Source organism: Maribacter aestuarii (genome assembly GCF_027474845.2).
In the GTDB taxonomy this organism is placed as follows: Bacteria; Bacteroidota; Bacteroidia; order Flavobacteriales; family Flavobacteriaceae; genus Maribacter; species Maribacter aestuarii.
This window is the reverse complement of sequence record NZ_CP107031.2, coordinates 1,877,021-1,898,542: the sequence shown is the minus strand read 5'-3', so window position 1 is coordinate 1,898,542 and position 21,522 is coordinate 1,877,021. Positions and strand designations below refer to the sequence as shown.

Here is a 21,522-nt window from a genome sequence, read left to right as displayed (position 1 = left end):
TGGTAAAATTAATACATCTTATCTCCTTACTCAACTATTTCAGAAAGTGTTATGATTTTATTGACCAATGCTTCCAGTTTTTTGGGAGGATTACCGTGGTCAAAATCAAATTGGTAGCTTTTCCCTTTGATGGATAGATTTAAACTAGCCATCGCCGCTGCGTCATAAGTGCTTTTTGAACTAGTTGAAGTTTTTACATCATCCAAATCCGTAATGGCAAGCAAGGTTTTTAATTCCTCAAAATCTAATTCGGAAAGTTCTCGTTCTTTTACTTCGCCATCTCTTTCGCTAATAACCGTTAAGACTTTGGACTTGACAACAATTTTAAGAAAAAAACCACGAGTTTGAGCTACATAAAGCAGCTCCATATTTTCTTGCCCACAATTCAGAACGCTGAGAAGAAGTAATAAACTACCAAGTATCGATTTCATAGGGACTAAAACTACAAAAAGGACATCTTTAAAGATGTCCTTTTATCAAAACCTTATGAATAGCTTATTAATTTACAAAATCAGCTTTGGGTCCTTCAGGTACAAAGAGCGCACGCATTCTATCGCTTTGTCCGTTAGTGAACATGTACATGCAATCGTCTTGTACATAATCCATATAATTCATAGTCATATCAGCCGAGCGACAGTGGACTGTAGGGTAACTAGGACAATTGTAATTTGCCCTATCGGAGAAGGGAGTATCCGCTACAAAATCGTCTCGATTACATCTTCCATCTCCCCAGATGTGGCGAAGGTTGAGCCAGTGACCAACTTCATGGGTACCTGTTCTTCCTTTTCCATATATTCCTCCAGCCGAGGTTTCACCAAAAAAATCGGTTCCAATAACAACTCCATCAGTGGCAGAGGATCCTCCTGGGAACTGTGCATATCCTAATATTCCTCCGCCTATTTCACAAACCCAAAGATTTAAATTGTTTGCGGGGTCGGTTGGCGCAATTCCTCCTTGCGTAGGAATTTTCATCGCGTCGTTCGTGCCCCAAGAAGATCTAGAATCTACTTTTCTATTTGTACTTCCCAAGACAAAGCTGATATTCAAGTTAGCCACATCTGCAGCAAATTCAGCCGGTATGTTACTCGTATTGGTGTTGTTATTCTGAAAATCCTCGTTCAAAATTCTAATTTGTGAATTAATTTGAGCCTGTGTTACTTGTCCTGAGAATTGCTCAATGATATTTACTACTACTGGAATGCTAATCGCCCCTTCATAAATGGTTGGGGTATCACCGCCTCCGCCATTTCCGCCTCCACCAGGTTTTCCTCCACCGTTTCCAGGTTTAAGGGCTATTGCTTTACGCGTGTTGTACTCAATATCGTACATTTTTTTGGCCAAACCTTTGTTTTTAGCAAGGCGATACTCCAAGTTTTTCATGGATACACATTTTTCAAAACCCTCTGCAGATTTTCCGGTGAGATTATCGTTATCTGCGTAAAGAGTGAAATCACTCATGTCCACTGTGATTTCTTGGGGGGACTGACTTTCCTCTAAGTTAACATTTTGCTCTTTTTCACAAGAAGTTAACCCTGCCAATAAAATAGAAAGTCCTAGAAATACTTTTTTCATAAAATTTAAAATTATAATGGTTATTAATGCGGCAGAAGATACTAATATTTAACAATTTGTGAAGGCATTGTTAAAAACAATCGATAAGCTACAAAAGAAATGTTAGAGGATTACATTTATGTAAGCATTGCCTTAGCTCGTTTTACTCCGGCGACAAGTACATCTACCTCTTGTAACGTATTATAAAAGCTAAAACTGGCTCGTACGGTACCTGGTATTTTGTAGAAGTCCATGATAGGTTGGGCACAATGGTGGCCCGTACGTACGGCAATACCCAATTTGTCTAAAATGCTGCCAATATCATAAGGATGTAGTCCTTTGATGTTAAACGAAATGACCGAAGTCTTGTTTTTTGCAGTACCGTAAATTTTGAGTCCCTCAATTTTCAGCAGCTCTTTGGTGGCATAGGAAAGCAATTCATGCTCATAAGCCGCAATGGAGTCGAAACCAATAGAGTTCATATAGTCCAACGCGGCTCCAAAAGCGATTCCGCCACATATATTGGGTGTGCCTGCTTCAAATTTATGGGGTAAATCTGCATAGGTCGTTTTTTCAAAAGTAACCTCTGCAATCATTTCTCCCCCACCGTGATATGGTGGTAGCTTACCAAGCCATTCTTCTTTGCCATAGAGCATTCCTACTCCGGTCGGCCCACAAATTTTATGTGCGGAGATTGTATAAAAATCCACATCCAACTTTTGAACATCCGCTATCAAATGGGGTGCTGCTTGTGCACCATCAATTAAAACAGCTGCTCCTACACTGTGTGCTTTAGTAATGATTTCTTCAATTGGGTTAATTGTTCCCAAAGCATTTGAAATATGGTTGCAGAATACCAATTTGGTTTTATCGGAAAGTAAATTATCATAGACATCCATCAATAGCTCTCCCTCCTGATTCATCGGAATTACCCTTAAGGTAGCATCCGTCCTTTCACATAACATCTGCCAAGGAACGATATTGGAATGATGTTCCATAGCGGAGACTAAAATTTCATCTCCCTTCTTTATCAATGATGCAAATCCGTTCGACACAATATTGATGCTATGAGTAGTGCCTGACGTAAAAATTATTTCACGGGATTTGGCTGCATTAAAATGCTTCTGGATTTTCTGTCTGGCCTGTTCATATTTATCCGTCGCCTCTTGTGACAATGCATGCACGCCTCGATGGATGTTTGCATTGTAGTTTTGATAATAATCCACAATAACATCTATGACCTGCTGCGGGGTCTGTGAGGTAGCGGCATTGTCCAGGTATACTAAGGGTTTGCCGTTTACTTCTCTTTGGAGAATTGGGAAGTCTTTACGGATTTTTTTGACGTCGTACATAACAATTCTATTGAACTGCAAAGATACTTGATATCCCTATGAAAATAGTAGAGAAAAAGGGAATTTCGTCTCACTAGAACCTTAGACCGACACCTATTTTTATATTATTCAATTTGTCTGTAAAATCAGTTCTTACAGCTTCACCATTAAAGAAAATATCGTCCCTGACTTTTAAACTAATGAAATCATATTGTGCTTGCACGAAGAATCGACCAGTGATATCATAGGATATTCCGAAATTAGCATTAAAACCACTATTTGTATTATCTGAAGAAAGGTCTTCCCCATTAAGAATTAAAAAAGAGTCCGTATTAACTACAGAATATCCCAAGGCTATTGATGGCTTTAATTTCGGAATTCCAGGTAATTTGATTTCTGAAAAAATCCTAGGTTGTATATAATAATTTGTAGTTTTTGATTCAAAACCGAATTCCTCCAAATCATCTCCAGATTTTTGAGTTGAGAAACCCGTATTTACGCTTAGACCGAGATTAAAAAGTTTGAAATCCAAAAATCTGTATTTAAGGCCTATCTCAAATATGTCATCATCACCACCAATTCCTTCCGCTGGAATTATACTATAATTTGCCTCTACGCTCCATTTTTTGTCCTGGGCAAAAGTGTAAACCGATGCACAAAGAAAGATTCCTAAGAGTAGTTTTTTCATCATATTAAAAGCTTTAGTTAAATATTAATTTAGCTAAGCTAATTTAAAAGGTCTGTAGAAAAATAAAACGGTTAGTTAAGAATGACTTAACTAACCGTTAATTATAGCACAAGTATTTCTTAAAAATATTCTATAAATCAAAGCCCAAATTAACGCCCAATTTTTTGGCAATCAACTTGTTGATCCGTGTCTTTAGCTCAGGTATCCTTACGCTTTCTAAAACGTTATTGGCAAAAGCATACATCAACAGTGCACGCGCTTCTTTTTTGGGGATTCCCCTCGACTGCATATAAAACAATGCGTCCTCATCCAACTGACCTATGGTACAGCCGTGCGAGCATTTAACGTCGTCCGCAAAAATCTCCAGTTGAGGTTTGGTATTTATTGTGGCCTTATCACTTACTAAAATATTGTTGTTCTGCTGAAAGGCATTCGTCTTTTGAGCGATTTTATCCACGATAATTTTACCGTTGAAAACACCGGTTGAGTTTTCGCCATAAATTCCCTTATAATCCTGATGGCTCTCACAGTTGGGCTCCATATGATGCACCAAAGTATGATGGTCCACGTGCTGCTTTTCCCCTAAAATCGTAACCCCTTTCATAGTGGAATCCATATACTCACCGTTCTGATAGAAATTCAGATTATTTCGAGTCAGTTTTCCGCCAAAAGAAAAGGTATGAACCTTTACGTGACTTTTGCTTTTTTGGTTGATGTAAGTGTTGTCTATTAGAGAGGCTGTGCCCGCGTCATTCTGAATTTTATAATAGTCCACAATGGCACTTTCAGCAGCAAAAATTTCCGTAACCGAATTCGTCAGTATTTCGTTAGTCGTTAAACTTTGGTGTCGCTCTATAATCTGTACTTCTGCATTCTCTTCTACAATTACCAAATTTCTTGGTTGAAGTAAGAGTGATGCCTCATTGCCTGTAGCGAAATTCAAGATTTCCACAGGTTTTTTAGGCATTTTATTTTTTGGAATATAGATATAAGCCCCCTCTCTACTAAACGCCGTGTTAAGTGTGGTTAGAGATTCATCCTTGGAAGCGACTTGATTAAAATATACATCTATAATCTGCTTGTACATAGGCTTAGTTAAAGCCGAACTCATCAAGCAAATATCGACACCATCATGGGTAGTCTCAGAAAGGTAAGAACTATAGATTCCATCAATAAAGACTATTTTATAAGTATCCATCTCATGAAGAAAATAGCGCTTTACATCTCTATATTCCAATGCATTTTCTTCTTTTGGAAAAATACTAAAGTCTACTTTTTGAAGGCTATTGAGCGATGTATATTTCCAGGATTCTTCTTTTTTAGAAGGGAATCCTTTTGCTTCAAAATTCTTTATGGCTTCCATCCGAACATCGTGGACAGGATGTTCAACATCTACGTTGTTTTCAAACGCCATAAAGGAAGAAATCAATTTGTCTTTTAAATCCATCTTTAATTTTCTACTTCTTTAGACTACCGCCTCGTTCTTGATCCAGTCATAACCCTTCTCTTCCAATTCCAAAGCCAGTTCTTTGCCTCCGGATTTTACTATTCTTCCATTATGCAGCACATGAACAAAGTCTGGTACAATATATTCCAATAAACGTTGGTAGTGGGTAATTACAATTACTGCATTGTCTTTACTTTTTAATTTGTTTACCCCATTGGCAACTATACGTAGTGCATCGATATCCAAACCAGAATCGGTCTCATCCAAAATGGCAAGTTTAGGTTCTAACATGGCCATTTGAAAAATCTCGTTCCTTTTTTTCTCCCCCCGGAAAATCCTTCGTTCAAGGAGCGGGATAAAAATTTCCTGTCAATATCCAACAATTCAGATTTTTCACGAATCAATTTCAACATCTCATTGGCCGGCATATCTTTTAAACCGTTTGCCTTTCGCGATTCATTAATTGCCGTTTTCATGAAGTTGGTTACGGATACGCCAGGAATTTCTACAGGATATTGAAACGACAAAAATACGCCTTTATGCGCCCTCTCTTCAGGAGCTACATCTTCTAAATCTTCACCGTTTAGGACGACGGATCCTTTGGTCACTTCAAATTCCTCTTTCCCCGCAATGACAGATGCCAAAGTACTTTTTCCAGAACCATTAGGCCCCATAATGGCATGAACCTCACCTGCTTTCACTTCAAGGTTTATTCCTCTCAATATTTCTTTATCTTCTACCTGAGCATGTAGATCAGTAATTTTTAACATCGTATTTATTTTAAGTATTCTGGTGCCTTCGGCATTTGATTAAAATCTTCTTTATGGTGTTGTATATATACTTTTGCATTCTTTTCTTTTGCAAAAGCTTCAAAGTCTTCCATACTGGCCAAGGTTTGATCAACATCAAAATTAAAACTTGGTACACGCCTATGTTCGCGGTTTTCATCTAAATGGTATAAATCTCCCGACAATAACATAGGGCCACTTTCCGCTAAGTCCAAATATAAAACCTGATGTCCGGGCGTGTGACCTGGCATCGATTTAATGACGACGCTTCCATCCCCGAACACATCAAAATCACCCTGTAGCTTTTGAACATTTTTTAATTCTGCTATAGCGCCATAGATGTCGGCATTGTTCTTTTGGGCTTCCTCGCTGGTTATAAACTCATACTCCTTTTCCTGTACCAACCATGTAGCATCCTTCAAAGTATTTGCATGTCCGCTATGATCAAAATGGGTGTGAGACAAAGCCAAAAATTTGATATCGTCCGGCGACATGCCGATTGTTTTCAATTGATTTATGACCGAATCCTTTCTCGAAACCGTAAACGCACCACTTGGGTCGGTATAGGGTTCTGGCGTGGGCACCAACATTTCCGGAAGTCCCGCGTCCCACATAAGATTTCCTTTAGGGTGACTAATGACATAAAACGGATCGGAGAACTCCCTGGTTTGACCCCGATAGGTGGTATCTTGGGAAAACAACTCCAAATTATTAACGAATACGGTTCCTCCGTTGAACGTATATAATTTCACTTCTGGTTTGTTTTCTTCAGCTACCTCTTCCTTAACAGCTTTTTTCTCGTCTTTACAAGAGATAAAAGCGAACATTATAAAAACAACAAATAGTATTCTTTTCATTTTCTAATATTTTACTCAATGTGACTTCGACTATGCTCAGTCAACATGCTTGTCAATTTGTTACGCTCTTGCTTACCTACCATACCTAGTAGTTCAGCATAGCCGAACTATCCTACTGAACCTTCTAGGCTTATTTCCAGTAATTTTTGTGCTTCAACGGCAAACTCCATTGGGAGCTTGTTCAAAACCTCCTTACTAAAGCCATTTACAATAAGGGCAATCGCCTTTTCCGTATCAATACCTCTTTGGTTACAATAGAAAATCTGATCCTCACCAATCTTACTGGTCGTAGCTTCGTGCTCTACCTGAGCGGATTTATTCTTGGCTTCGATATAGGGAAAAGTGTGTGCGCCACATTCATTCCCCATCAGCAATGAATCACATTGCGAAAAATTACGTGCATTTTCGGCCCTAGAGCCTATGCGAACCAATCCTCTATAACTATTTTGGGATTTTCCAGCGGAGATTCCTTTTGAAATAATAGTACTCTTGGTATTTTTCCCAAGGTGAATCATTTTAGTCCCCGTATCTGCTTGCTGATAGTTATTGGTCACGGCAATGGAGTAGAATTCACCAACGGAATTATCCCCTTTTAAGATGCAGGAAGGATATTTCCACGTTACTGCGGAACCTGTTTCTACCTGGGTCCAAGAAATCTTTGCATTTTTCTCACAAAGCCCTCTTTTGGTTACAAAGTTGTACACCCCACCTTTACCTTCCTTATTCCCTGGATACCAGTTCTGTACGGTTGAGTACTTAATTTCCGCATCATCCAAGGCAATCAATTCCACTACGGCGGCATGCAATTGGTTCTCATCCCTAGAAGGTGCCGTACAGCCTTCCAAATAACTCACATAACTATCTTTTTCCGCAATTACTAGAGTACGTTCAAACTGTCCCGTGCCTCCTTCATTAATCCGGAAGTAGGTAGACAATTCCATTGGGCATTTCACCCCTTTTGGAATATAGCAGAAAGAACCGTCCGTAAAAACGGCAGAATTCAATGCTGCGTAAAAATTATCGGTTTTGGGCACTACGGTTCCCATGTATTTTTTCACCAATTCCGGGTGTTCCTGAATAGCCTCGGAAATAGGCATGAAAATAATTCCTTTTTCTGCCAAGGTTTTTTGGAACGTGGTAGCCACAGAAACCGAATCCACAACGATGTCCACTGCAACGTTTTGAAGTTTCTTTTGCTCATCTATAGAAATACCCAGTTTCTTATACATGGCCAACAACTCAGGATCTACATCGTCCAATGATTTGTTAGGGTCTGCCTTTTTAGGAGCGCTGTAATAACTTATCGCCTGAAAATCAGGTTTTTCATAACGCACATTTGACCACTCCGGCTCCTTCATCTTTTCCCAACCACGATAGGCCTCAATTCGCCAATCGGTCATCCACTCCGGTTCGTTCTTCTTTTTAGAGATTGCACGGACAATGTCCTCGCTTAATCCTTTAGGAAAAGTGTCCGACTTAAGGTCCGTATAGAAGCCATACTCATACTCCTTGGTCTCCAATTCTTTTTTTAATTCCTCTTCTGTATATGCCATATTTTCTTTTTCAAAACTTTAATTGAACTGAAAGGTATCAACTATCAATCCTATAAGGAAAAACTCTCGCCACAACCGCAAGTGCGCTGCGCATTTGGATTGTTAAAAACAAATCCTTTTCCGTTTAATCCACCCGAATACTCCAAAACAGTTCCTACTAGATATAAAAAGCTTTTTTTATCTACAATAATCCGTACTTGGTTGTCTTCAAAGACCTTATCGGTTTCACCCAGCTTGTTATCAAAATTCAATTCATAGGATAATCCACTGCAACCACCGCTCTTTACACCCACTCGAACATAATCCCTAGCCGCATCAAAACCCTCTTCCGTCATTAGGTTGATGACCTTCTTTTTTGCCGTTTCCGAAACTTGAATCATAGTTAAATAGATTTAATCTAAATAGTTTACAAATATACTGTATAAGTAGGGTTTTACCATAAAACCTAACATTATTATAACGTATGGAATAATAGGGACTTTCTATTGAGGATTGAATAATGGGTATTACTTGATTTTAAGTACTATGAGGTCCGATTTGCCTTTAGAAGTAATAGATGGAAAATCAGTGCTGGAAGATTCTCCAACGACCAAGATATTGCCCTGGGAATTTTCGACTACGTCAAATCCAAAATCGATTCCCGTTCCCCCAAATGATTTCTGCCATACGAGATTGCCCTGAGCGTCAGTTTTTATGACCCAAATGTCGTTTTCTCCACTATTGAAGTTGGCATCCAAGTCGGAACTCTTTGAATTCCCTACCACCAAAAAACCCCCGTCCGAACTTTGGACCACTGCTTGGGCAGCGTCAAATTGGGTTCCGCCATAAGTTTCTTCCCAAATCAAACTTCCAGCATCATTCACTTTGATGAGCCAAAAATCCGATTCACCTTGGTTTTGGGAAATATCTCCATCGTTACTGAAGGTGTTTCCGGCAACAATATAGCCGCCATCATTGGTGTTTTCTATATCAAAGGAAATCTCTATGCCTGAGCCACCAAAAGAACGTTCCCAGAGCAGATTACCATTATCATCCACTTTTACCATCCAATAATCATAACTTCCTTGACTATTGCTAATGTCATAATCAGAACTCTCCGTAAATCCCACCATTACAAAACCTCCATCATCCGATTGTACGACCGCATGTGACCGATCGTTGTTAGTGCCTCCAAAATAACCCCGCCATTGCAGATCACCTGTTTCGTTGATTTTTGTGCCCCAAAATTCACCCACTCCGTGACTGGTAAACGTATTGCCCTTCTCCGTATTACCATCGGCCCGAGCTGATGTAATATCCAGGAAGCCGGTAAAAAAGAATCCGCCGTCTTGGGTCTGCAGAATATCGTAGGAGTGATCATGGCCCGAAAAACCAAAACTCTTTTCCCACTCCATATTCCCAAAGGCATCTAGCTTTAAAATCCAATTATCATGAAACCCATTGTTTAGCGAACCATCTCCATCATCGCTCATGGCATAGCCCGTAAGGGCATAACCCCCATCCGAAGTTTGCACCAAACTCTGACCACGGTCATCTTTGCTTCCACCGTAAGTTTTATTCCATTGTAGATTTCCATCAGCATCCAATTTCAAAAGCCAGTAGTCGTTTACCTCCAAGTCTTTGTCCGTGACATCCCCATCCACACTATTGGTAAAACCTAAAATGGCATATCCCCCATCCGAGGTGGCGACAACAGCTTGTGCGGTTTCCTCACCGCTCCCACCAAAATTCTTGACCCAATCCACTTCCCCAACAAAGTTGGATTCGGAAGCCTCAAAAGGAATGGGAGTATCCTCTTTCGCGCAGGAAAATATTAAAATAGCAACTAAGGGTAAAAGAACTTTTCGCATATCCTTATTCCGATTTTTTAATAACAAAGAATCCCCTATTAATATCACTCACCAGGATTTTACCGCTTTCAAAATAGGGATAAACACTCCAGACTCCATCAAATTGGGTATTGTTACTAGCAGGAAACGTATCAAAAAAACCGGTTTCGGTTATTGTCTTTCCTTCAATCTGGGAAATATCTAGAACGCGAACTCCGGCAGTATAGTTAGCCAAAAAGAATTCATCTCCAACTACATACCCGTTATGGTCAATAGCACTTGTTGGACCTAAGTAGGTATCGTGTAGCACGGGGTTATCCAAATCGGTCATATCAAAAATTAAGGTCCTGGAACGAAAACCGGAATTAATTTCGTCCAATTCGTCTCCTAGAATAAAATAACGCTGATCTTCCGTGAACCAACCTTGATGGGTATATCCGATGTTGGGATAGGGTAATGTAGATAATTCAATAGGTGATTCTTTGTCCGTAATATCCACCACAACCACTTGATTCTCGTTGGCACCCACGAAAATCTCCGACCCGGCATAATCCATATCCGTACCACTATAACTTATAACCTGTGCGTCATGCGTATATCCATTGTCACCCCATCCACCCGCTAAAATAGGCGCTGTTGGATTTTGTAAATCCAAGAAATGAACGCCACCATTGAAATCGTCGTCACGAGCCGTTCCTACAGGATAGGCAAATCCGGTCAACTCGTTGATTACAATATTGTGCGCATTGCCAATGGCGGTATAGCGCCCATCCGACGAGAATGTTCTTGGTGCATCGCTCACATCTCTCAATTTTTTTAAATCAAAAATCTGAACTCCGTGATTATCGGCTTCTGATACAATGTAGGCATAATCATTATGGACTTTAATATCTCTCCAAGTACTGGAACCGGTAGCCGTTGGCAACTTTCCGAGATAGATTAAATTTTCGGTATCTGAAATATCGATAAAAACTGTTCCATCATTCAGACCCATAAGGGCATATTCCTTTCCGGTGCTGGTATCCGTCCATCCCCAAATGTCATTTCCTGCTTGGGATTGAAAAGTAGCTAAGGGTATAAAGCCCAGTAAATCGTATCCGTTACATGGGTATTCGCCCGCCATCCCGTTTTCGCAGGGTATTAATCCCGTAACTGGGTCGTCTATAATTTCCATTTCGTCCATGTCAGAAGGCGAGTCATCATTCTTAGAACAGGCCATTGCAAGAACAATCATAAACAGTAGTGAAGTGTATTTCATAATCAGTGCGTATCAAAAATTATACCCGAAGTAAAGATACGATATAAAATATCCTGATTACTTTTGCCAAACGTAAAAGAACCTTGCTTTTCAAGCCCTCAAAGGGGCATTATATTCAAAGGTGCAACGCTAAAAAATGTACTATGTTAAAAGATAAAAATACGGAAAAAACCGATTTGGAAAAATTAGGTGAGTTTGGGTTGATAGACCATCTGACCAAAAATTTTACAATCACCCAAAAGTCCACGGTCAAAGGTATTGGGGATGATGCCGCTGTCTTAGATCATAACAATAGCAAGACGGTCGTAACTACAGACCTGTTGATTGAAGGCGTACACTTTGACCTGAGCTATATGCCCTTAAAACATTTAGGTTATAAAGCGGTGATGGTTAACCTCAGCGATGTCTATGCCATGAACGCTATGGCAACGCAGCTAACATTTTCCATTGCAGTTTCCAACAGATTTCCTCTGGAAGCTCTTGAGGAACTCTATGCCGGAGTTCAACTTGCCTGTAAAACCTATGGTGTGGATTTGATTGGTGGGGATACTACTTCATCCAAAACGGGCATGTTATTAAGTGTTACGGCTATGGGCCAGGCTAAGGAAGACGAACTTACCTACCGCTCCGGGGCAAAACCAAATGATCTTTTGGTAGTATCGGGAGATTTAGGCGGAGCATACACGGGACTCCAAGTTTTGGAACGTGAGAAAGAAGTTTTTAAAGTGAACCCGAACAGCCAACCCGATTTAGAGCCCTACTCCTACATTGTGGAGCGCCAATTAAAACCCGAAGCACGGAAAGACATTCCAGAATTACTTAAAAAACTTGAGGTAAAACCCACTGCCATGATCGATATAAGTGATGGGCTTTCCTCAGAAATATTGCATTTGTGTAAAAGTAGTAATGTGGGTTGCAACCTTTTCGAAGACAAGATTCCATTGGACCCTACCGTAATCTCGAGTTGTGAGGAATTTAAAATAGATAGCACTTTGGTAGCCTTAAGTGGTGGCGAGGATTACGAACTTCTTTTTACCATCGATCAAAATGATTTTGAGAAAATTAAGGGGAATCCCAATTTAACGGTCATCGGCCACATGACCGATGCATCTTCCGGAGCTCATATGATTGCCAGGGGTGGGGCACAAATACCGTTGACTGCGCAGGGTTGGAATTCGTTTTCCGAAGGAAATTAAATTGCGTAGTTTGTAGTTTCTTTACACATACTGCTAATATGGAATTTATCTTAAATGCCGGATTGGGAATCGGTGTCCTCATGGTATTGCTCCTGCTTTTTAAGAAAAACAAAAGCCAGAGCGATTATCTATTTTTAGGATGGATTTCAGTCACCTTGGGCCAAATCGCCTTTTATGAGGTGACCCTATTTCAATTTCCAATTCATGGATTTTGGTCTATTCCATTTTTTAGCCTGCCATTGCTCGGCGCACCCCTGCTATTTCTTTATATTTCATCGCTGACCGGGCATCGTGTTTCATGGAGAACTGCTTTTTTGCATTTGGGAGTCTATGTGGTTTATGTTGCCATGTTTTATGTTTTGCAACAAAAAGACAATGTTGCCCTCACGGCCAATAATGGGTACTTTGATCTCTCAAAAAGTCCGCCAAAATGGATGCAATACTACGCCATTCCATTAGCGATTTCAGGATTAGTCTATTGTGTTTGGGACTTATTGTTGCTAAGAAAACATAGACGTAACATTGTAGCCCTTTTCTCATTTGATGAGAAAATCAATTTGAAGTGGTTGAGCTATGTCGTGTATGCCTATTTGGTACTTTTTGTATTGGCATCCTTTCTGATTTTTGGAGCAAGTCAATTTCAACTTTTCCCTATTGAAAATGCTTTTGCTCTTGTAGGAATCATTTTAAGTCTAATGCTAATTGCTTTTGGCTTTTATGGATTTCGACAAACAGCGATTTTTTCAAATATGGATTCGAAAGCAATTGCCGGTTTGGACATTGAGGCCAATAGTTCAGAAAGGGTATCCTATTCAAAATCGGGCCTTACCTCAGAAAAAATCGAAATTATGGCAAGTCGATTATCCAAATTCATGGAGGTTGAAAAGCCCTTTTTAAATGATAACCTTAACTTATCGCAACTTGCCGAACAAAGTGGAATCTCACAGTCGCATCTCTCACAGGTCATCAACCAGCATTTTCACATGAACTTCTATGACTTTGTAAATCGCTATCGTGTTGAAGAGGCCAAAAAGAAACTGTCCTCAACCAATTTCGATCATTTATCCGTTTTAGGAATTGCCTTCGAGTGCGGGTTCAAATCAAAATCCTCGTTTAACCGGTACTTCAAAAAATATACGGGCCTCCCACCCTCCGCATTCAAGAAAATATAGGCCAAACAGGTTTCAGCCGATGGGCTGGGGCGTGTTTCTTTTCCATTTTATAGAGATTTGAACAAAACCTTTAAACATGGACAATCAAATATCACTTCACTCTGTCAATATACTCATTCACGTTATCTGCGGACTAATTGCTTTACTTCTGGGGATAGTAATATTGGTTGCCAAGAAAGGGAATAAAACCCATATAAAGTTTGGACGAATATTCTTGGTGTTTTTAGCTGTAGTGATATGTACAGGTCTTGTAGGAGCAATAGTTTTTAGGGGGAACCCTTATCTTTTAGTGTTGACCATTTTAGCCGGCTATAATGGATTTTCCGGATTCAGAACCATGAAAACAAAATCTAATAAACCAAAATTACTGGATGTGTCGGTCGCTTTATTAAGTCTCGGCATAGGTCTCTATTTTATGGACTATTTAAAATCTACTGAACTTTTTTGGAATCCAACAGTGATTTATTCAACTTTTGGGGCGTTGTTCTTGATCGTAGGGTATGATTTAATTCGATACCTGATTCCATCAAAATCCTATAAAGCACTCTGGCTTTACGAGCATATATACAAAATGATAAATGCCTTTACCGCATTACTAGCGGCGGCGGTTGGCACTATGTTACCTAATTACAAACCTTACAGTCAATTATTGCCCTCTATTTTTGGTACGTTACTGGTCATTGGTTTTATGGTCTATTTCTATAGAAAAAGAAACGTGCGTCAAACTAGTGCTTGAACAAAAAATTCCCGAAAACAAGGGCAATCTTTACTTATCCGTTGTGGGGCATACGACAGCTAAGAATAAAAAATACTTACTTAATTTACGGGAATAGTAGTTAAATTCCATCGCCGACCATGGGTTGGAATTTAGTAACCTAAAAAAGGGTTTACGCTACTTGTTGTGCGTTGTGCCTTCTTTGGTAAATATGTTCTAGGGTTCTGTTGATGTCCTGTAACTCCGGTGTCAAAATAGAAAGGTTGCCGCTAACATCCGTAGTGACTTGCTTTTGACAGTGAATACACTTGTATTCTTTAATGTGGGAAGTTACTTTTTTTGAAATTGAGTAGTGGTGACCAAAAATATTACAGAATATTTTTTTCATGATGTAGGGTTTTTAGGTTGCATTGGTCGGATTTGGGAATCGGAAAAATGCCAAATTTCTATGTTGTTTGTTTTTTGGGTCGACGTAAAAATGTCGTGCTTTAAATAATTATTGTTAAAGTATACCTTTTTAAAGGACTGAGCCATAATTTGTTGTGATGTTCCCTATTCCTGTTGTTAACTGGCCATTTTTATAGGTGATGGTTTTTAAAAAGATTTCAATTACAGATTTTCGGCTATCTTTCGGCTTATTTTAAAACGATGTTTAAAACCAAAGAAACCCTAATAACCGCCTTTGCGCTTTTCTCTCTCTTTTTTGGTGCCGGCAATTTAATTTTGCCGCCACAATTAGGCTTCAAATCCGGAGTACTTTGGTGGTTGGTAACCCTAGGTTTTTGTCTTTCTGCAGTGCTTATTCCCATCTTGGGAATCTTGGCCCATGCAAAACTGCAGGGGACCATTTTTGACTTTGGTAAAAAAGTATCCCCAACTTTCAGTTTGCTATATTCCTTTATTATCTATGCCATCTCCATAAGCCTACCTTCTCCAAGAACAGCTTCTGTTACCCATGAGATGGCCATCCAACCTTTTTTTGATAGTCCGTCATGGCTTACCAGTGTGTTTTATTTTGTACTGGTTTTCGTCTTTGTCATGAACCGTTCCAAAATCCTGAATATCATCGGTAAACTATTGACCCCGGGTATCATCACCATCCTGCTATTATTAATTGGTATTACCGTATTTTCATTTGAATTTGATTTCACGTCAACCCAATTTACAAGTCCGTTTACAGATGGTATCCTGGAAGGCTACCAGACCTTTGATGCTATTGGTGCCGTGGTCGTAGGAGGGGTTATCATTGTTTCCATTAACATCAAACATAAAAGTGGTTCCTATGAGGCTAAGAAAGCTTTGATACGTCGGGCTGGCTGGCTGGCCGGCCTGGGACTTTTCCTTATTTATGCTGGACTTATCCTCTCTGGCGCATTGGTCCACAGTGCTTTTGATGCGGAAATTTCACGAACCGCTTTGCTTTCGGGAATGGCACGTATGACCTTAGGGAATACCGGCAATCTATTTCTAAGTATTTTGGTGAGTTTGGCCTGCTTTACCACGGCCGTGGGGATTGTTACCGGAACGGCCGACTTTATAAAATCCCGTTTTGCGGATTCACAACAAGCGTATTTGATTACCGCGATTATTGGAAGTGTTTTGGGAGTGCTTATGGGACAATTTAACGTAGACTATATCATTGCCGTGGCACTCCCCGCTTTAATGTTTATATACCCTATTACTATTGTCCTTATTCTACTTAATGTAGTACCTGAAAAATTTGCTGCTCCTAAAGTATTTCAGGCTGTTGTACTCACGACCATATTATTTAGCGTTCCAGATTTTTTAGGAACCATTGGATTAGGGGATTCCATTACTGGAATACAAGCCTATATTCCCTTAAGTAAATTTAGTTTGGGGTGGGTACTGCCGACTTCGGTGGTTTTTATGCTGACCAATTTCATTTTTAAAAAGCAAAGTGAGTGAGAAATCTGTTCGACTCTTTCAGCTTGTTTATCTGTATTCTGATGTGCTGAAATTTTAAATAGCATGTACCTTATTGCATCAACTCCTCTATTTCCTCCACCTCAATAGGAATGTTTCGCATCAGATTAAATGGTTCACCCTTATCTTGAATCACGACATCATCCTCCAAGCGAACGCCCATTTTCTCTTCGGGTATATAGATGCCCGGTTCTACGGTGAATACCATATTGGCCTTCATAGGTTTTTTAAGTTCTCCGTAATCGTGGGTGTTCAAACCAATATGGTGACTTGTGCCGTGCATAAAATATTTCTTATAAGCTGGCCAATCCGGATTTTCATTCTGTACATCGGCTTTGTCCAAAAGGCCCAATCCTAACAATTCTGACGTCATTAATTTACCGCATTCTTTGTGATATGCGGCCCATAAGGTTCCCGGTACCAACATTTTGGTCGCTTCGTTCTTCACCCGTAAAACGGCATTGTAAACATCCTTTTGTCGCTGGGTAAACTTTCCGCTAACGGGAATAGTACGGGAAAGGTCACTGGAATAATTGGCATATTCGGCGGCAACATCCATCAATATCAAGTCTCCGGCTTGGCACTGCTGGTTGTTCTCCAAATAGTGCAATACGTTCGCGTTATTTCCGGAAGCGATAATGGGGGAATACGCAAACCCTTTGGAGCGGTTACGAACAAATTCGTGGAGCAACTCCGCTTCTATCTCATATTCCCACACTCCTGGTTTTACAAAACCCAGTAACCTCCTAAAACCTTTTTCGGTGATGTCACAGGCGGTCTGCATCAAATCGATTTCCTCCGGTTCCTTTACCCCACGAATTTCTTGTAGAATAGGATTGCTTTTGGCAACCTGATGCGCCGGATATTCTTTTTTACATTTTTGAATGAAACGATCCTCACGGGTTTGGGTTTCCACCGCCTGCCGATAATGTTCGTTGGTGTTGAAATAGATGGTCTCCGCCTCGGTCATCAAATCAAAAAATACATTGTCAAAATCCGTTGACCAATAGACGGTTTCTATCCCGGAGACTACCGTAGCTTTTTCCTTGGTCAATTTCTCCCCTTCCCAAACGGCGATATGGTCATTCGTTTCCCTTACGAACAAGACCTCCCTGTGCTTTTTGTCCATCGCATCCGGAAACAACAATAAAATGGTTTCCTCCTGGTCCGCACCGCTCAAATAAAAAATATCCCGATGCTGCTCAAAAGGCAAGGTGCTGTCCGCACTAATAGGATAAATATCGTTGGAGTTGAATGCGGCGATGCTCTTAGGCTTCATCCGCGCCATAAACTTTTTGCGGTTTTTTATAAAAAGGGTATTGGGAATTTGATCGTATTTCATTTTATTTCTGGATTTCCCCAAAAATAGCAATTTACGCACGGACTTTTCCCATTAAAACTTTATGCTGAAGGAAGACTATTTCCTAAGTCTTACTCTTTGAACTTTTTTTATTTATCCTCCAAAGTTTTGTTTCCACTACGATGAATATAATCGCCACACCACTTAAAAAACTGATAATGAAGAGGTCGTCACTGTCCATAAACTTTTGCTCCGTATTGATATAAAGTAAAAGGGTCATCAAAATACTTACACCCAAAAATATACGGGAAGCAAGTTTATTGGAGACCTCCCAATTCCGATCATTTTTAGTGGAAGAAGGAGTTCTGTATCCATAAACGTGATTAATCCCTTTTGGTGGGAAAAAGAAATAGGCTAGCCCTACTACCAAAAGTATCAACGAACCTAGAAGAAAAAGTCTTTCATATTTAATTAAACACTTACCTATCAAATTAAAGAATTCTAGTTGTTTTTTTGGTAAAAGTTGCTTAGAATTATAAGATTAACATAAATAATTTCGCTGCTAATTCAGCTCTAATTAACTAACTTGGGCGACCATAAACAATTATTCATCATTAGATTTCCTTTATGAAAAAACTATCATTTCTATTTCTTTTCGTCATGGCCTTTCAGTCCTGTTCCGAAGCCGAAAAGCAAGAGTCTCAAGCAGAACTATTTGCGCGTATCGATACTGAAATAAAACAAAATGCCAAAGGATATAGCACCTTAAAAGAGGCTACGGAAACTATTGGCCACCGACTAACCGGATCGGATAACGGGGCAAAAGCTGAGGAGTACACCTTTAATAAGTTCAAAGAATACGGTTTTGAAGATGTGGCCTACCAAACCTTTGAGGTAGAGGCCTGGTCCAGGGGCACCGTTTCCTTGGAAATTAACGGAGAAGCTATTAAAGTAGTCACTTTAGGACACTCCCCTGTTAAAGCGGAGGTCACTGGAGAAGTAGTGGACATGGGTAACGGGCTGGAAGCGGATTACGAAGCCCAACCGGGAGCTGTAGAAGATAAGATTGCCTTGGTATACATTAACCTACTTGAAGGAAGCCCCGAAGGATTGAGCAATTTACACCGTAGCGAAAAAACGGCCTTGGCTATCAAATATGGGGCTAAGGGGATTATTATTATCAATCAAGTTCCCAACGGAGTTTTACTTACAGGAACGGCTTCTGTAACCGGCGAACTAATTCCCATACCTGCCGTTTGCATTGGAATGGAGGATGGAATGGCACTAAAAGAGACCCTAAAAACCGGTTCTGCCACTGCAACTATAGAAATGACCAACAATAGTGATGTAATTAAAGCACGTAATGTTGTGGCAACTTTGCCGGGAAGTGAAATTCCACAGGAGGAAATTGTTGTAGGGGGCCATTTGGATTCTTGGGATTTGGCGACTGGTGCCATTGATAATGGTATTGGTTCCTTTGCGGTTTTGGACATCGCTAGGGCCTTTAAAGCAAACAACCTTCAACCGAAAAGAACCGTAAAGTTCATCATGTTCATGGGAGAGGAACAAGGTCTATTGGGCTCCAAGCATCTTGTTGAGGAAGCTATTGAAAATAACACTATAGACAACATAAAATATATGATGAACTTGGACATGGCAGGTAATCCCATTGGCATGAACGCCGGAGGAAAATTGGATAATGAAGCCTTTTACAAGGAATTAGGAGCTACAATACAGCAACAGGATTCTATATTTGAAAATACGTTTTCCAACCGCTCCGGACTACATAGCGACCATCAGCCCTTTATGCTGGAAGGTGTTCCCATCTTATCGGTACATAGTAATTTGGACCGCTCCATCTATGGTTGCTATCATTCGGACTGTGACGATTTTAATTTGGTAAATGAGGAACACATGACCAACACGGCCCGTTTTGGTACCATGATACTATATGCTTTGGCCAATGCCGATACCTTGCCTGCCACCAAAATGGATAGCGAGACTACGAAACAGTTCATGATTGATAATGATTTAAAGGAAAAACTGATCATAGGAGGCGATTGGAAATGGGGAGAGTAAAAAGTTGTTTTTCAAAATTATTTGCAACAAAGGTTTTATCAGCATTTCTCTTATTTGCTTTTTTAATAGGGTGTTCCCAGAGTTCACAAGAAAATACAGTTGATTATTTTGACATCATACGTCCAAAATTTACAGGAGAGTTGGCGTACAAAACTACTGAATTTGTGGAGCAATATTGGCGGGTGGCCGGTAACACGGGATTCAATAAGAGTGTGTATTGGATAGCCGACCATTTGGAGAAAGCGGGCTATGTTCTGGAAAATGCTGCTAAAGAAGATGATCGACTCACCTACCGCATCGAAAAGCGACCGATGAAAAACCCTACTTGGGAACCAGTATCGGCAAGTTTACAAATAATTGGGAAGGAGGAGCCCCTATTGGTTTCGGAGCGTAATCGAAACATGACCTATCTCAATTCCGCATCCACTCCCGAAGACGGGGTGAAGGCTGAAGTTGTTTACGTAGAAAATCCCGAGGATGTGCCCGACCTTGACCTTAATGGTAAAATCGTATTTACAGAGAAGGGTGCAGGGCCATTTTACGACAGTTTAGTTTCTAAAGGGGCTCTGGGCATTATCACCTATAACAACCCGTCGTATTTACAACCAGAAAAAAATTCCGCCTCCATCCAATTTAGAAGCTTGCCTCCCCAAACTGATACGAAATTGTGGGGTATCGCATTGTCCTTTGCTGCCAAAGAAAAATTAAAAGCGGCTTTAAAAAAAGGTAAGACCCAAGTACAGGTAAACATCCAAACTAAAATTTATCCGTCAGAAGAACTAACTGTAGTCGCGAATATTAGAGGGCTCAAGAACCCGAATGAACGCCTAATATTCAGTGCCCATATCCAAGAACCTGGAGCAAACGACAATGCCACGGGAGTTGGGGTACAGTTGGAAATGGCTACCCTTGCCGCTAAACTCTTAAAGGAGAACAGCATACAAGCCGACCGAACCCTAACTTTTTTATGGGGAGACGAAATTATATCGACAAGAAGGTATATTGATGAGGACCAAGAACGCGCCAAAGGAATTAAATATGGGATTAGCTTGGATATGGTGGGAGAAAACACAGCGGTCACTGGGGGTTCCTTCTTAATCGAGAAAATGCCGGACCCCAGCGCCATTTGGACACGGGGAGATGACAAACACTCGGAATGGGGTGGGGATGTAATGACCTTGGACGAAATGAAACCACATTTCCTGAACGATTTTATCATCAATAACTTTAAAGCACAAGGGGACTTTGCCAACTGGGAAGTGAACACCAATCCCTTTGAAGGCGGGAGTGATCATACTCCATTTTTAGATGCTGATATTCCGGGCTTGTTATTATGGCATTTTACGGATCAATTTTACCATACCGATAATGACCGTTTGGACAAAGTCTCCCAAGAAACTTTAAAGAATGTTGGAACGGCCGCCTTGGTCAGTGGGCTACAGCTGGTAAATTCAGATGTGACTACGGCGCGTAGTGTATTGAAGGAAATAGAGCTTTCCGCGAACAAAAGACTAGCTGCCGAATTTGAGCTAAGCAAAAAAGCGATTTCAGAAAATAAATCGATTGCGGAAGAAAAGGAGATACTTAAGGCATGGGAGGATTGGTATCTCCAAACATTTGAATCTGTCAAAGATATGACCACCTCAACAGACGGAAAACTGAATACAGAAATTGACAAGGCAAAAAATTCCCTCAAGGATTTAAATGAAAAACAACTATCGAATTTGGAACAATAAGAAAGGGAACGTAAAGGCCGAGATTTAGTATCTGGTTAATAAATTTTCCTCAGTTGAAATCCCGTTCGCTCATTTTCT

The 21,522-nt window shown here is 40.2% G+C and carries 19 protein-coding genes and 1 pseudogene; 6 read left to right on the top strand and 14 right to left on the bottom strand.

From position 1 onward, the window contains the following. Window positions 1-26 precede the first annotated feature (26 nt). From N8A89_RS08590 to N8A89_RS08540, 11 genes and pseudogenes are all read right to left on the bottom strand, one after another. Entirely contained in the window at window positions 27-431 is a 405-nt protein-coding gene (locus N8A89_RS08590; RefSeq protein ID WP_281541895.1) for a hypothetical protein, read from the bottom strand. Window positions 432-498: 67 nt separating this feature from the next. Continuing rightward, window positions 499-1,572 carry a zinc metalloprotease gene (locus N8A89_RS08585; RefSeq protein WP_289645363.1) on the bottom strand — a complete coding sequence of 358 codons (1,074 nt, stop codon included), beginning with the start codon at window positions 1,570-1,572 and terminating at the stop codon, window positions 499-501. A 116-nt stretch (window positions 1,573-1,688) separates the two neighbouring features. Next, a complete protein-coding gene (locus N8A89_RS08580; RefSeq protein ID WP_281541893.1) occupies window positions 1,689-2,903 on the bottom strand; it encodes an aminotransferase class V-fold PLP-dependent enzyme in 1,215 nt (404 codons plus the stop codon). A gap of 73 nt (window positions 2,904-2,976) precedes the next feature. After that, complete coding sequence (locus N8A89_RS08575) at window positions 2,977-3,573, bottom strand: outer membrane beta-barrel protein (RefSeq protein WP_281541892.1); 597 nt, start codon at window positions 3,571-3,573, stop codon at window positions 2,977-2,979. A 127-nt stretch (window positions 3,574-3,700) separates the two neighbouring features. Beyond that, window positions 3,701-5,017: a Fe-S cluster assembly protein SufD gene (sufD, locus tag N8A89_RS08570; protein WP_281541891.1), complete on the bottom strand. Its 1,317-nt coding sequence runs from the start codon at window positions 5,015-5,017 to the stop codon at window positions 3,701-3,703. A gap of 18 nt (window positions 5,018-5,035) precedes the next feature. Next, a pseudogene (gene sufC, locus N8A89_RS08565) lies at window positions 5,036-5,787 on the bottom strand (Fe-S cluster assembly ATPase SufC). Between the two features lie 5 nt (window positions 5,788-5,792). Then, the gene (locus N8A89_RS08560; protein WP_281541889.1) at window positions 5,793-6,662 is read right to left on the bottom strand and encodes an N-acyl homoserine lactonase family protein; all 870 of its coding nucleotides are present in this window, start codon (window positions 6,660-6,662) and stop codon (window positions 5,793-5,795) included. A 107-nt stretch (window positions 6,663-6,769) separates the two neighbouring features. Then, window positions 6,770-8,215, bottom strand: a complete 1,446-nt coding sequence (gene sufB, locus N8A89_RS08555) for a Fe-S cluster assembly protein SufB (RefSeq protein ID WP_281541888.1) — start codon at window positions 8,213-8,215, stop codon at window positions 6,770-6,772. A 50-nt stretch (window positions 8,216-8,265) separates the two neighbouring features. Then, window positions 8,266-8,595 carry a HesB/IscA family protein gene (locus N8A89_RS08550; protein ID WP_281541887.1) on the bottom strand — a complete coding sequence of 110 codons (330 nt, stop codon included), beginning with the start codon at window positions 8,593-8,595 and terminating at the stop codon, window positions 8,266-8,268. A gap of 126 nt (window positions 8,596-8,721) precedes the next feature. After that, window positions 8,722-10,065: a hypothetical protein gene (locus tag N8A89_RS08545; RefSeq protein ID WP_289645359.1), complete on the bottom strand. Its 1,344-nt coding sequence runs from the start codon at window positions 10,063-10,065 to the stop codon at window positions 8,722-8,724. 4 nt (window positions 10,066-10,069) lie between these two features. After that, window positions 10,070-11,302, bottom strand: coding sequence for a choice-of-anchor B family protein (locus tag N8A89_RS08540; protein ID WP_281541884.1), 1,233 nt, complete (start codon window positions 11,300-11,302; stop codon window positions 10,070-10,072). Between the two features lie 143 nt (window positions 11,303-11,445). On the opposite strand from N8A89_RS08540, the gene thiL reads away from it, so the two are divergent. The 3 genes from thiL (at window position 11,446) to N8A89_RS08525 (ending at window position 14,406) form a co-directional block, all read left to right on the top strand. Next, window positions 11,446-12,498, top strand: a complete 1,053-nt coding sequence (gene thiL / locus N8A89_RS08535; protein ID WP_281541883.1) for a thiamine-phosphate kinase — start codon at window positions 11,446-11,448, stop codon at window positions 12,496-12,498. Window positions 12,499-12,536: 38 nt separating this feature from the next. After that, on the top strand, window positions 12,537-13,670 hold the full coding sequence (locus tag N8A89_RS08530; RefSeq protein WP_281541882.1) for a helix-turn-helix domain-containing protein: 1,134 nt from the start codon (window positions 12,537-12,539) through the stop codon (window positions 13,668-13,670). A gap of 76 nt (window positions 13,671-13,746) precedes the next feature. Further along, window positions 13,747-14,406, top strand: coding sequence for a DUF2306 domain-containing protein (locus tag N8A89_RS08525; protein ID WP_281541881.1), 660 nt, complete (start codon window positions 13,747-13,749; stop codon window positions 14,404-14,406). Window positions 14,407-14,557: 151 nt separating this feature from the next. Here the strand turns inward: N8A89_RS08525 and N8A89_RS08520 are convergent, their stop codons facing one another. Further along, the gene (locus N8A89_RS08520; RefSeq protein WP_281541880.1) at window positions 14,558-14,773 is read right to left on the bottom strand and encodes a DUF1660 family phage protein; all 216 of its coding nucleotides are present in this window, start codon (window positions 14,771-14,773) and stop codon (window positions 14,558-14,560) included. A 260-nt stretch (window positions 14,774-15,033) separates the two neighbouring features. Here N8A89_RS08520 and brnQ point away from each other — a divergent pair, with 260 nt between their 5' ends. Then, window positions 15,034-16,311: a branched-chain amino acid transport system II carrier protein gene (gene brnQ, locus N8A89_RS08515; protein WP_289645355.1), complete on the top strand. Its 1,278-nt coding sequence runs from the start codon at window positions 15,034-15,036 to the stop codon at window positions 16,309-16,311. Between the two features lie 70 nt (window positions 16,312-16,381). Here the strand turns inward: brnQ and N8A89_RS08510 are convergent, their stop codons facing one another. Together N8A89_RS08510 and N8A89_RS08505 are read right to left on the bottom strand one after the other, a co-directional pair. After that, window positions 16,382-17,671, bottom strand: a complete 1,290-nt coding sequence (locus N8A89_RS08510) for an aminopeptidase P family protein (protein WP_289645353.1) — start codon at window positions 17,669-17,671, stop codon at window positions 16,382-16,384. An 82-nt stretch (window positions 17,672-17,753) separates the two neighbouring features. Beyond that, window positions 17,754-18,119: an SdpI family protein gene (locus N8A89_RS08505; protein ID WP_289645351.1), complete on the bottom strand. Its 366-nt coding sequence runs from the start codon at window positions 18,117-18,119 to the stop codon at window positions 17,754-17,756. Between the two features lie 137 nt (window positions 18,120-18,256). On the opposite strand from N8A89_RS08505, the gene N8A89_RS08500 reads away from it, so the two are divergent. Both N8A89_RS08500 and N8A89_RS08495 read left to right on the top strand, forming a co-directional pair. Beyond that, on the top strand, window positions 18,257-19,708 hold the full coding sequence (locus N8A89_RS08500; RefSeq protein WP_281541878.1) for a M20/M25/M40 family metallo-hydrolase: 1,452 nt from the start codon (window positions 18,257-18,259) through the stop codon (window positions 19,706-19,708). Continuing rightward, window positions 19,696-21,444, top strand: coding sequence for a M28 family peptidase (locus N8A89_RS08495; RefSeq protein WP_281541877.1), 1,749 nt, complete (start codon window positions 19,696-19,698; stop codon window positions 21,442-21,444). The genes N8A89_RS08500 and N8A89_RS08495 overlap by 13 nt, the downstream gene beginning before the upstream one ends. Window positions 21,445-21,522: the final 78 nt, after the last annotated feature.